The 12,091-nt window shown below is 35.2% G+C and carries 14 protein-coding genes; 5 read left to right on the forward strand and 9 right to left on the reverse strand.

Going from position 1 to position 12,091, the window contains the following annotated elements; genetic code table 11:
• Nucleotides 1-10 precede the first annotated feature (10 nt).
• Nucleotides 11-406 carry a CDI toxin immunity protein gene (locus AC2YJL_RS13315; protein ID WP_028408652.1) on the reverse strand — a complete coding sequence of 132 codons (396 nt, stop codon included), beginning with the start codon at nt 404-406 and terminating at the stop codon, nt 11-13.
• A gap of 330 nt (nt 407-736) precedes the next feature.
• Here AC2YJL_RS13315 and AC2YJL_RS13320 point away from each other — a divergent pair, with 330 nt between their 5' ends.
• Nucleotides 737-1,825 carry an FAD-dependent monooxygenase gene (locus AC2YJL_RS13320; protein ID WP_251568032.1) on the forward strand — a complete coding sequence of 363 codons (1,089 nt, stop codon included), beginning with the start codon at nt 737-739 and terminating at the stop codon, nt 1,823-1,825.
• 88 nt (nt 1,826-1,913) lie between these two features.
• On the opposite strand, the gene AC2YJL_RS13325 is transcribed toward AC2YJL_RS13320, so the two are convergent.
• The gene (locus tag AC2YJL_RS13325) at nt 1,914-2,249 is read right to left on the reverse strand and encodes a helix-turn-helix domain-containing protein (RefSeq protein WP_050688748.1); all 336 of its coding nucleotides are present in this window, start codon (nt 2,247-2,249) and stop codon (nt 1,914-1,916) included.
• Nucleotides 2,250-2,431: 182 nt separating this feature from the next.
• Nucleotides 2,432-2,620 carry an anti-repressor SinI family protein gene (locus AC2YJL_RS13330; RefSeq protein WP_338091364.1) on the reverse strand — a complete coding sequence of 63 codons (189 nt, stop codon included), beginning with the start codon at nt 2,618-2,620 and terminating at the stop codon, nt 2,432-2,434.
• Nucleotides 2,621-2,789: 169 nt separating this feature from the next.
• Between AC2YJL_RS13330 and AC2YJL_RS13335 the strand changes: the two genes are divergently transcribed.
• The 3 genes from AC2YJL_RS13335 to AC2YJL_RS13345 all read left to right on the forward strand — a co-directional run bounded on the left by AC2YJL_RS13335 (nt 2,790) and on the right by AC2YJL_RS13345 (nt 5,777).
• Nucleotides 2,790-4,343 (forward strand): alpha/beta hydrolase, encoded by a 1,554-nt coding sequence (locus tag AC2YJL_RS13335; protein WP_251568030.1) that lies wholly within the window; start codon nt 2,790-2,792, stop codon nt 4,341-4,343.
• Between the two features lie 15 nt (nt 4,344-4,358).
• On the forward strand, nt 4,359-4,829 hold the full coding sequence (locus tag AC2YJL_RS13340) for a DinB family protein (RefSeq protein WP_195694119.1): 471 nt from the start codon (nt 4,359-4,361) through the stop codon (nt 4,827-4,829).
• A gap of 162 nt (nt 4,830-4,991) precedes the next feature.
• The gene (locus AC2YJL_RS13345) at nt 4,992-5,777 is read left to right on the forward strand and encodes a nucleotidyltransferase domain-containing protein (RefSeq protein WP_251568028.1); all 786 of its coding nucleotides are present in this window, start codon (nt 4,992-4,994) and stop codon (nt 5,775-5,777) included.
• Nucleotides 5,778-6,018: 241 nt separating this feature from the next.
• Here AC2YJL_RS13345 and AC2YJL_RS13350 read toward each other — a convergent pair whose 3' ends face one another.
• From AC2YJL_RS13350 to AC2YJL_RS13365, 4 genes are all read right to left on the reverse strand, one after another.
• The gene (locus tag AC2YJL_RS13350) at nt 6,019-6,861 is read right to left on the reverse strand and encodes a hypothetical protein (RefSeq protein ID WP_230932547.1); all 843 of its coding nucleotides are present in this window, start codon (nt 6,859-6,861) and stop codon (nt 6,019-6,021) included.
• 518 nt (nt 6,862-7,379) lie between these two features.
• Nucleotides 7,380-7,577 carry a hypothetical protein gene (locus AC2YJL_RS13355; RefSeq protein WP_016763981.1) on the reverse strand — a complete coding sequence of 66 codons (198 nt, stop codon included), beginning with the start codon at nt 7,575-7,577 and terminating at the stop codon, nt 7,380-7,382.
• Nucleotides 7,578-7,692: 115 nt separating this feature from the next.
• Complete coding sequence (gene fosB / locus AC2YJL_RS13360; RefSeq protein ID WP_195694125.1) at nt 7,693-8,121, reverse strand: metallothiol transferase FosB; 429 nt, start codon at nt 8,119-8,121, stop codon at nt 7,693-7,695.
• A gap of 66 nt (nt 8,122-8,187) precedes the next feature.
• Nucleotides 8,188-8,799, reverse strand: a complete 612-nt coding sequence (locus tag AC2YJL_RS13365) for a LysE/ArgO family amino acid transporter (RefSeq protein WP_251568026.1) — start codon at nt 8,797-8,799, stop codon at nt 8,188-8,190.
• A 103-nt stretch (nt 8,800-8,902) separates the two neighbouring features.
• Here AC2YJL_RS13365 and AC2YJL_RS13370 point away from each other — a divergent pair, with 103 nt between their 5' ends.
• On the forward strand, nt 8,903-10,345 hold the full coding sequence (locus AC2YJL_RS13370) for an aminotransferase-like domain-containing protein (RefSeq protein WP_251568025.1): 1,443 nt from the start codon (nt 8,903-8,905) through the stop codon (nt 10,343-10,345).
• Here the strand turns inward: AC2YJL_RS13370 and AC2YJL_RS13375 are convergent.
• On the reverse strand, nt 10,336-11,412 hold the full coding sequence (locus tag AC2YJL_RS13375) for a HAMP domain-containing sensor histidine kinase (protein WP_251568023.1): 1,077 nt from the start codon (nt 11,410-11,412) through the stop codon (nt 10,336-10,338). The two genes, AC2YJL_RS13370 and AC2YJL_RS13375, sit on opposite strands and share 10 nt — an antisense overlap.
• Complete coding sequence (locus tag AC2YJL_RS13380; protein ID WP_028408662.1) at nt 11,409-12,089, reverse strand: response regulator transcription factor; 681 nt, start codon at nt 12,087-12,089, stop codon at nt 11,409-11,411. Before AC2YJL_RS13380 ends, AC2YJL_RS13375 begins: the two co-directional genes overlap by 4 nt.
• Nucleotides 12,090-12,091: the final 2 nt, after the last annotated feature.

Consider the following 12,091-nt stretch of genomic DNA (forward strand, 5'->3'; position numbering starts at 1 on the left):
TTCCTTTTAATTAACGTGCTGCTAAACCAATCATCATTTTACCGTCTTTAAAATACTCAATGACATAGTCAACAGACGGACAGTAAATAAATGCTTCTTCTGTCAGATCAGCTGTTTGTTGAAAAAACAGTAAAGCCTGAGCTAAATCGACGCTTACAGCTTTAGTTGCTCGTTTCCAAAATAAAACAACCTGATGTTCTTTTATATTCATCTCTTGAAGCCATTTTTTGATTTCTTCAATATGCCGGGTGGACTTTTTAATTAATACTTTTCGCCAATTAATTTGCATGATTGTTAAAAAAGGAAAGGTGTTTGAAAGTTTTTCGAAGTAAATGCTTGTCTGCTTTTTCGTTAGCAAATCTGCACTGTTACCCAATGTTTGAATATAATGTTCTACTTTTGTCATAATCATCCTCCAGTCGAAATTGGAGTTTGCTAGAATTTCCAGAGACGATCTCTACTCTTCTTGCTAAAAATCCTGCAGCTTTCCAACCGTGCTTTTTCTCAACAATTTTGAAATTTTACTTTTTATACAAATTATTCAAAATAATTTGTGTATTTTAGTTTACCATAAAACTTAATCTTTGACTTTGAATATGTAAAACCTTATTTGTGTTTTGACCAAACAGCGAATTCCATCGAAGAAAAGCTATAAAAAAGTTGACATTCACATTTATAAAAGTTAATATACTTACGAAAAGTAACTTAATTGCATATAACAAACAAGGTGAAGAAAATGAACTATCAAACAGACGTGTGTATAATAGGAGCCGGACCAGGCGGTGCTCTACTAGCCTATCTACTGGCTAAACAAAATATATCAACTATACTTATAGAGAGCTCTAATACGCTTGGAAAAGAATTTCGAGGCGAACATTTAAATGAAGATGGAGAAAAGATTCTTAAGAAACATTATATATTTGAAGAGATTGAAAGCTTAGGCCTCCTTCGAATGTCTAGGGTTGAATACTGGAAGGATGGACATGTATTCAAAACGATAGAATCTGAACTTGGACATGCAGGAATTCATGTTCCACAGCAGCATCTCCTTCAGTCTATAAATAACCAAGCAAGCATCCATCCCTCCTACAAACTTATGCTGGGCACAAAAGTAACGGAGCTCATGCAGAATGAAAAAGGACAATATACTGGAATAAAAGCTCAGCAAAAAGGCCGGGGTGAAATAATAGTTGAAAGTAAAATCATTATTGGAGCAGATGGCCGATATTCAACTGTTCGCAAACTTGCGCACATAAAAAACAATATTCATAATCATGGATACGATTTGCTTTGGGCAAAAATTCCTGCACCAGCCACTTGGGAGCCTTCTATTAAATTTGCACTTGTGAAACAGCAGCAGGTAGCGCTTTTTCCTCAAGCAAAAGGCTTTGTTCAAATCGGATGGAATATTGAAAAAGGCAGCTATCCTGCTCTTCGGAAACAATCGTTTAGACCGTTTATTCAGCGTTTAATAGACGCTTTCCCTAGCTTAAACCTTTCAATAGAAAGGTTTATTACGTCGTGGTCAGACTTTACGCTTCTTTCTGTGCAAAGCAGCATAAGCGAAGTATGGTCAAAGCATCACCTGTTATTATTAGGGGATGCTGCTCATACGATGACTCCTACTGGCGCTTTTGGATTAAACGAGTCATTAAAAGATGCTGACTTACTGTCTGACTTACTGCATCAAGTTTTTTATCAAAACAAAGAGATTTCAGAAACATTGAGACAGTTTGAACAGAAAAGAAAGCCTAAATTAATAACTCTTGAACGTATTCAGTTTCAGCGAGAAAAAGAATTCTCGTCCCATTTTATTTCTTCTTAAGCCTAAAAAAAGAGATTCCATAGATAAATGGAATCTCTTTTTTAGCAGTTATTCTATGTAAGTTCTCTTTTATGTATATTCCGCGAAGTTAATCTTGCTTTGCCCGCTGCCATTTTTGAAATTCTAGAAATTGTTTAAACTGCTCTTTGCTTATTCCTGACTCCGCTGCTTCTTTTGCTAACTCAAGCCACTCATTATCAATATCCAACGATTCAGATTTATCCATAGGCTCATGAATCAATCTATCAATACTCACGTTCAATGAGGTAGAAATTTTGTTTAGAAATTGAATAGATGGGTTGAGCTGAATTCCTCTTTCTACTGAAGATATGTACGATTTAGCAACACCCGCTCGGTTTGCAAGTTCTGTTAGCGATATTCCTTGTTTCGTTCTGAGATCTCGAATACGTTGGCCAATTGTCATTTTAATCACCCTTACTAATGCTTACTTATCGATAATAATACCATAATTTCACTTTACCGTGCATTATAAATAAACGTTCTTACTGTAAAGGGATGATTATACATCTAGTGGACATAGCTTGAGACTCGCTATAAAGGTTATCTATGCTTAGAGAATTCTTTATTTCCTTACTAGTGTATCGGCTAAGAATTTGAGCTAATACTTTGTAAAAACTGTCTAACTTCCTCGATGCTTATACCTGTTTGTTTTGCTTCCATTATAAGCATAACCCATTCTAAGTCTAACGTATTTTCGTCTTTAAAATTCATAATTCTCCTCCGTTCTTCTTTTTTCGAAGTTGATAACGTTTTCTTTTTTCTGTTTTTGGGCATTCTCCCTTATTTTTCACTATGGTTTTACAGTATAATGGATATTACTAGAACATTAGACATTTTTCAATTACTAAAAATCACCCATTTTTTTGAAATTTTTGTCTATTCTTATCATAATAATTTTACCGTTACACAAACGCTACAGTTAGACATTAGGAGGATTGTTTTTATGCCTTTTCTGCATACGGCGACAGAAAAAATTTACTATGAAGTTCATTCGCCCGTATTCACTGACAAGACAAAAACCATTGTGATGATTCATTCTGTTATCACTGATCATACGCTTTTTGATTCCATTACTGCGGAATTAACCCAGCATTGCCGTGTTATTCAATACGATTTGAGAGAGATAGGAAACAGCTCCTCCTCTACAGGGGAGATATCGTTTGAGGGTCATATTGAAGATCTTTTCCACTTATTACATACGTTACATATAAAAAAATGTTACTTAGTTGGAGTGGGATTTGGAGGACAAATCGCTATTAAATTTGCTGCTCGCTATGAATTTCTTATTGAAGGACTTATACTATTGTCTCTTCCTTTTTATTCAGATAGCACCCTTCAAAAGATTAAGAGATGTTACAACGAAGAAAGTAAAAACCAAATACCGGTAGAAAAAATTTTCGAATTAGGCAAACTAGAGAGTCTGGAACCTATAAACATACAACAGGTAATTGAAAGACTAAAAAAAATGGATCCCAGTATATATTTCCGCTTTCTTAAACTATCTATTACAGACAATCTATTTCAAGAGTTGACTAGTATTTCACTTCCTGTACTCACTTTATCTGGCCAACATGATTTGCTGTTTTCATCTCAGTATCTGATTTCAAAGACGATGTTTTTAAAAAACTACAGTCATATGACCATACCCAACGCACATTCTTTATTTCTAGTAAAAGAAAAAACAGCTTTAATCAAAGAAATCATCATAGATTTTATTAAAAATAATACACAACAACTGCCTTCTTTAAAGAATGATCCTATGAAAATACTTAAGAACTGGGAAAGTGACACAGCTATAGATATACAAAAAGATTTTCATGCACATACACCCTCTCTTAAAGTAGATTTTTTGTACTCTTTTTCCGTCTATGTAAATGGCCAGCTTATTACAGAAGGCTGGAATAAGCGCTTTGCTCAAGAGATTTTACTCTATCTTATTTTTCACCATTCTATCAGCAGAGAACAGCTATGCGAAGCGCTGTGGCCCGAAATGCCTTTAAGCAACGCCAAAAAGAATTTACGCGTCTACTTGTCTCATTTAAAAAAGTTATTGAACGCAGAAAAGGGAGAGCCGGTTTTACTTGTTAACAGGCAGCTCATTTCTTTAAACGCCGATGTGTCAAGCGATGGATTAGACTTACTAACTGACCTTCAGTGGATTACCGAACAGTCTGATCCGGCGCTGAAATTCAAGGAAGCTGAACAGCGACTGCACCAATTGGTTCCTCATTATTTAACAACGATTTATGACGACTGGTTCCTTGATATCCGAGTGAAAATAGAAATTATTCTTCTTGACCTATTAATTTGGATGAAAGAATGGCTTTGTGAGAATGGAAAAGTTTCAAAAGCCGTATTCTTACTCATTAAATTTATTGATTTAGTAGAAGAAAAGGAATTCATTTATGATGAAATTGTCGATTGCTATATCAAGCTCGATAACAATGAAAAATCAGAGTACTGGCTCGATCAAAAAATGCGGTATTTAGTTGAATAAAATGGATGTGAATATATGAATTCGTACTGTGAGATGGTGTTTAATCAAATAAACGTTAATATCCATTCCCTAACCGCCATCATTAATGACGTTACAGAAGAAGAGCTTGCTTATCGTCCCCTCCCTCACAAGCGGTCTATTCAAGAGCTGCTGCAGCATTTATGTCTCATTTGTAGTGCAGACTACTATATTTCCTTAGGCTACTCTGCAGATAAAATGAATGACTTTTATCTGCAGCATCCAGCTTATACAAAGCTTGAACTCAAAGCAGCTTTAATAGAAGGTTTTAACCAGCTAAAAGCGGTCTACTCTTCTTTTGACGAACAAAAGCTGTTTTCACTGCAGACATCCTATTGGGGATGCACGTATACACGTTTTGAATGGCTGCTTGAAATTCAGTCTCATCTATACCATCACCGTGCAGAACTGTATACGCTTCTAACCTGTTACCGCAGAAACGGATTGGATGTAATGCTTTTTGAGTGATATAATTTTTTACTCTCTATATTTTCATTTTCGTAGATTTTTAGAGGCCTAAAGGAAGCTTCTTTTATTTATTTACCATTTTCCATCCATTATGAAATATAATAGGAGAAATAGTAATAGCTTTTGTATATAGAAAGCATTAAAAGAAAATGAGGTTGGGTTATGAGAGAAACAATCGTTGCAGCTTTAAAGAAAATTGAAGAAGATTACGAGGTAAAAGTATTATACGCTTGTGAATCTGGAAGTAGAGCGTGGGACTTTCCATCTAAAGATAGCGATTATGATATTAGGTTTATTTATATTCATAAGAGAAATAAATATTTAAGCATTGATCCAATCGGTTTAGGTAAAAAGCGAGATGTAATAGAGCTACCTATTAATGACCTATTAGATGTTAGCGGCTGGGACTTAACCAAGACATTAAAACTTTTTAGAAAATCAAACCCACCTTTACTAGAATGGATGCAATCAAACATTGTATATTACAAGGCGTATTCAACATTTGATAAAATGAAAGAACTACATTCTAACATCTTTACTCCTACTTCTTGTATATATCACTATTTAAATATGGCTAGAAATAACTTTAGAGAATATTTACAAGGTGACGAAGTAAAAATCAAAAAAAATTTTTATGTTTTAAGACCCGTGTTAGCTGCTAAGTGGATTGAGCAATATAACGAATTTCCTCCACTAGAATTCCCTATTCTCTTAGAGAAACTGTTACCTGAAGGAGAATTAAAAGAAGAGGTTAGTAAGCTGTTAAAGCGTAAAATTAGTGGTGATGAGTTAGATTTAGAACCACGCATCAATGTTATTAATGAATTTTTAAACTTAGAAATTGACCGTTTAAACAAATACGTCAGAACTTTATCTGTAGAATTAGATGACCCTACATATGAATTAGATCAATTATTTAGAGATACTTTAGACGAAGTTTGGAACTAAGTATAAAACAAAAAGGCTTATCCCTAATGCAAGTAGTAGCGGATAAGTCTTTTATTTATAATTTCTGTTATAGATGGTAGTAACGATGCATTCTTATTTGCTACGCTATTGGCTCTAATTGCGTTATACTCTCTTTCTTCTTACATACACCTAAGATTAATAGAGAAAAATAAAAAAGTCGTTTCTTTGTATAAGAAACGGCTTTTTATTTTAATAAACAATTGTATTTAAAGCACATATTTTACATTTGGATATCATATTTAGATTCAAATGCAGACACTTTTTCTTTAGCGTCTAAAAATTGTGTTTCAGCAGCTTTCGTGTTTTCTTCTAAAGTTGATTTATCCTTACCACTTTCTTTTTGTAGAACTTCTAGCATTTCAACTTGCTTATTTAATGACGAAGTTACGCTAGTGACTGCGGAATTCAATTGATTATATTCTTCAGTACTAAAACTAGCTTTATATTTCTCCAACTCTTCCTTAATAAGCTTTATTCTTTTCATAGGCATTCCTTGTATGGCCTTAATAGCCTCAGTTGCGTCTGCATCAATTTTTTCATAATTATAGCTATCTGCATTAAAATCTTTGTCTAACTCAATAGTGTTCACTGCATTAAAGTGCTGAGTAATATCGGCTTTAGTTAATACATAATGTAAGTGGGTACCTATTGCAGCCTCGTACACATCTGCTGCTGAGCCGTAACGCTTTTGAGCTTTTATTGCTTGATCATTACTTAAATTGTCTATCTCAGTTTTTAAGTCTTTTAAGTGTTTGTCTATTTCACCATCATCGCCTTGAAGAATATTCTTGCTTTCAATTGACTTTGCAAGTATGTTAAAGTCTGCTTCAAAAACAAGATAATCATCAGATTCCATATATCCTTTTTCTTTTGTATAGTCTTTACACTCGCTCTCTAATTTAGAGATTTTTTGTTCAAGTTTTTTCTGCTCTTTCCCCATTTGTTTCTGCTCTTGCTTAGCAGATTCTTGTTTTTGTTCTTCTTTTGTTGACCCACAAGCTACTAAACTAATAGATAACAATGATGCTACAAGTCCTAGGCCGATTTTTCTTAAATTCTTCATTTCTTTCTCCTTTTTTTGGTATGTAGTTTTTTCACCAAACTTTGGTATGTAGTTTTTTCACCCAACAATGATAGCATATATTACGTACTCCAAAAGAACGATTTTAGTAAAATTATCAAGTTTTCTATAGATGAACCATTAAAAGCAACAATATTTTATCTGTTAGTAGCAACTTTAAAAAACCTCTTATCCGCAGTTTTACTAACAATTGCTTAGTTATTATATCTTTTATCTTACGCGCATTAAAACTAATTAGGGAAAAAATAAAAACCGCTTCACTGTTTAGAAAACGGTTATTTACTTTAACATATAATTCTATACTTAGAGTTAATTTGATATTTCACCCTCTAGTTCTGCTTCAAAATCTTACAATTTTTAGCAAGTTTACTTATTTTTCTAAATACTTATTTTTCTAAATACTTATTTTTCTAAAATAGAAATTAATCATTTTTTTCATAAAAATAGTACTATTTTCAAGAGAAATCTTTTATTTCTCCTGAGAATAGTACTACACTATATTAGATAACCTTTATTTTTGTTTTAATTGTATAATATGTATCTGCTATGAGTCCTACTGCAAGTCCGCTAATCATCCCGTACGGTAATACACCTGGTACATTTTGATAAAAAGTGCCGATTAACATTGCAGCTAAAATGCCGAAAAGTACGCCTATCACAATATGCGAACCAAACTTCACCTGTTTTGCGGTATACATTCTTCCTCCTCCTCACTTTTTTTCCATTATATCACAACAGCATCGTTTATTTAATGATAACTGAGCGAGGAATGCGAATGTAATAAAACTGTAACCTTATATACCTATTTTAATACTACTCTTCTGGCGAATAAAATGTCATATGAGGCTTTTCTTCTTGATAATACGCTAAACGGTCTTGGAGCGTACCGGTGTGAAATTCAAATTTATGACCGTCCGGATCCGTAAAATAAATAGATTTTCTGTCTCTTTTGTCGCGGTTTCTTCCCGGTAAGATGGTTACATTATGCTGTTTTAACAGTTCTTTTGCTTCGTCAAATTTCTCAATAGAAATAGAAAACGCTAAATGAGTATACGAATACTGAATGTCTGATCTAGGAATATTTTTTTCTTCGTTTAACGCCAGCCACAGTCCATTTAGACTAAAGTAAGCGGTGGATTTTCCTTTTAATAAAAGTTCCGCTCTTAGCACTTTCTGATAAAATATGATGGATTGTTCTAAATTTGACACAGAAAAGCACATATGATTAATTCCTTGAATCATCTTTACCCCTCGCTTTCTAGAAAAAGTACTTCTTTCTATTACATAACTTTCCTTTTAGCATCTATTTTACTGAAAAAACATACTTTTTGCCATGTAAAGAGCTACTCCCCAAATCATACATGCAGAAGCCTTATTGACCCAAATCATTATTTTTCCATTTGAATCCATTTTCCCTACTGCTTTTCCTGCAAAAGCTAAGGATAAAAACCATATCCATGAAACGCATATCGTAACCAATGTAAAAACCCACTTTTCTTTTCCGCTGTACAGTAGAGAATTTGTTCCGATTACGCCCATGATATCCATCAGCGCGTGGGGATTTAGCAAAGATACAGAAGCAGCAAATAAAACTTGCGCTTTTACCGGCATCCCTTCCTTTACTGACGTTTTTGACGGTTCGCTCTTCCACGTCACAAAGCCCATATACGCTAAAAAAAGAAAACCTATTCCAAAAATAAGCGTTTGAAAAAATGAAAAAGCAGCGGCTACGGCTGAAACTCCCAGCACTGCTACTAGAATTAAAATCGTATCACAAACAGAAGCCGTTACCACTACGGGAAGCGCCTGTTTGATCGTTCGTTGATTTGCTCCTTGGTTAAAAACAAACACATTTTGTACCCCTAAAGGTAAAATCAAACCGAATGCTAACAACAAAGCATGTATAACCACTGTAAACATGTTGCTCTCTCCTTTCTCTTTTATCCTACAATTGACATCCCCTGTTGTCTCCATCCAAGTTTTGATTTATAATACCAACCAAATTATAAAAAGGTGGTCTCACATGAACTGGACTCCAGATCCGGCTGATAAAAAGCCAATGCACAAACAAATTCAAGAGTATATGAAAGAGAAAATCATAAATGGAGAGTGGCCTATTGGAACTAAAATTCCTTCACAGCGCCATTTAGCTGCTAGCTTTTCTGTAAATAGAAGCACGGTGGTGACAGCAACCGAAAACTTAATTGCTGAAGGACTGCTCAGCGGAAACAAAGGCGGTGGCACCAAGGTCATTAACAATACGTGGAGCTTACTAGCATCAGGTTCTCACATGAACTGGAATTCGTATGTAGAAGCAGGAATATACCGACCAAATTCTCCGACTATCCGCCATATTAACGAAGCTGAATTTCAACCGGGCATTATTCGTTTAGGAACTGGAGAGTTAGCACCTGACCTGCTTCCTTCCCATCAGCTTGCGGAACTATTTAGCGGAATTAACCATAGAAGCGTACACTTGGGCTACGAGCACCCAAGAGGAAATAATGAACTTCGACAAGAGTTAGTGAAGCATGTAAAAAAACGAGGCATCGAAACTTCTCCTTCATCTATTTTAATTGCATCCGGTTCACTTCAAGCCCTTCAGTTGATTTCAATCGGCCTGCTGCCTCCAGGTGCCAATATATTAGCTGAAAAGCCTTCTTATCTTTATTCTCTACCGTTATTTCAGTCCGCACAAATGAAAATAACGGGCGTTTCGTTAGACGAAGAAGGAATACATTTAGCTTCATTAAAAGGCCAGCACGAAAAAGAAAAAGGCACAGCTTTATATACAATACCGAACTTTCATAACCCCACCAATGTAACGATGAGTGAACAAAGGCGCCAAAGACTGCTTCGCCAGTGTGAAAGAATGCATTTGCCTATTATTGAAGATGATGCTTACGGAGAGCTTTGGTTCCATTCACCGCCTCCACTTTCATTAAAAGCTCAAGATAAAAATGGAATGGTTCTTTATTTAGGAACGTTCTCTAAAACATTCAGTCCAGGATTTCGAATTGGATGGATTGTAGGGCCTGAACATGTAATTGAGCGATTAGCTGATCTTAAAATGCAAGTTGACTACGGAGCCAGCTCCTTATCTCAATGGGCCGCTGCTGAAGCACTCAAAACCGGAATCTATGACAAGCATGTGGCCAGCGTACGCTATAAATTAAAAGAAAAATCTCAGCAAACACTGGCTATTCTAGAGAAGTATTTGAAGAATCTCGCTGTGTGGAATGCTCCGAGCGGAGGTTTTTATTTTTGGCTTACGCTGCATAAGCCTGTTTCGATGCGGAAGTTATTTAAGCACTGTCTCGACGAAGGAGTTCTTTTAAATCCAGGCGCATTGTATGACCATGAGACATCACAGCATATCAGAATATCGTTTTCTTATGCGACGCTTGCAGAATTTGAATACGGTATCAAAATAGTCGCAAAAAGCCTTAAGAATCTTTACAAGTGATTCTTAAGGCTTTCTTGTGTTAACGGCAGCTTTATAAAAAAAGTGAGCTTATTATGCTGAAGATCCGCTCGTATCTCTCCTTGATGCAGCTGAATAATTTGTTTTGCAATAGCCAGTCCTAAACCTGAACCATTCGCGTCCGTTCTTGATTCATCACCTCGATAAAATCGATCAAACAACTTTTCTACCTCAATTTTTTCACTGATGTTAATGCTGTTCCTAAAAGAAATAACTATGTAGCCCTCGTCAATCTCCTGATCCACCTCTAACACAGAAGGCTTTTTGCTGTATTTCTGGGCATTTTCGAGTAAGTTTTGAAATACTCTTACCATTTTTTCCACATCAATAAATGCATTCCATTCACAGGCAAAGTTAGTCTGAACGTTAATGCCTTCTCTTGTTAAAATTGGCTCGTACTCTCCTATTACCTGTTGAAGCAAACGTTTCATATAGACCTCATTTCGTTGAAGCTGAAGATCAGGACTCGTTAATTTTGTATAGTCGAACAATTCTTCAATTAAATCAGTTAAGTATTTTGCTTTTGAATCAACAATATATAAGTAGCTATCTAATGTTTCATCATCCATACTTTCTCTTTTTTTGATTAAATCCAGGTATCCAACGATGGATGTTAACGGCGTACGCAAATCGTGAGATACACTGGATATTAACTCATTTTTCACTTGCTCCAGCTCTCGTTCACGATCAAATTTTGTCCGAAGCTGCGCAGACATTTTGTTAATGTTTTGACTTAATTCAGCCAGTTCATCTTTTCCTCGTACATGGATGGTTGCGCCTAAATCTCCATTTGAGATTTTTTGAACTTGTTTAGAGATTTCTTTCAAATAACGAATATGGGAACGGATAAGTGCTAAGAAAACAAAAACAAAGACCACAACGGCGATAAAAAAAAGTCCAAACGCCAATACATTATATGCAGGGACATTCATTTTCGCTTCTTGTATATACCTGCTCAAAACAAGCCTAGCAATTAAAATAAAAATTAAATTGGTAGCCAAAAAACTTATAATGATAGCAAAAAGTAGCTTTACACTTATTCTTCTCATATTCTGTATCCTACGCCCCATATGGTTTTAATATAAATAGGCTTTTTCGGATTATCCTCAATTTTTTCGCGAATCTTTGTAATATGAACCATTACGGTATTATCCGATTTAAACGCATCTTCTTGCCATACAGCTTCATATATTTTCCCCATACTCATCACCGTTCCTTTGTGGCGTACCAGCAGCTCTAAAATATCAAACTCTTTTGGTGTTAAACGAATCTCTTGGCCGCGCACAAAGACAAGCCGGGTGCTGCGGTTAATTTCCAAATCGCCAATTTGAATGATATCTCGCTCAGCACGTTCGTTGTATTTTTTATAGCGTCTAATTTGTGATTTTACTCGTGCGATGAGCTCGAGAGGATTAAATGGTTTTGTTAAGTAATCATCTGCGCCTGCTGTTAACCCAGAAATCTTGTCCATATCTTCTGACTTAGCCGACAGCATAATAATGGGCATGTTTTTTTCTTCACGTATTTTAAAAGCAGCGTCGATTCCATTCATCTGCGGCATCATAATATCTAATATAATTAAATCTACTTCTTGTTCCTCTAAAAGCGCTAATCCAGATACAGCATTAGAAACTTTCAGCGCTTCAAATCCTTCATTTTCTAAGTAAATAGCAATTAAATTACGAATTTGCTCATCGTCATCTATAATTAAAATTCTATCTTTCATTT

Source organism: Priestia sp. SRI_019, assembly GCF_057586255.1.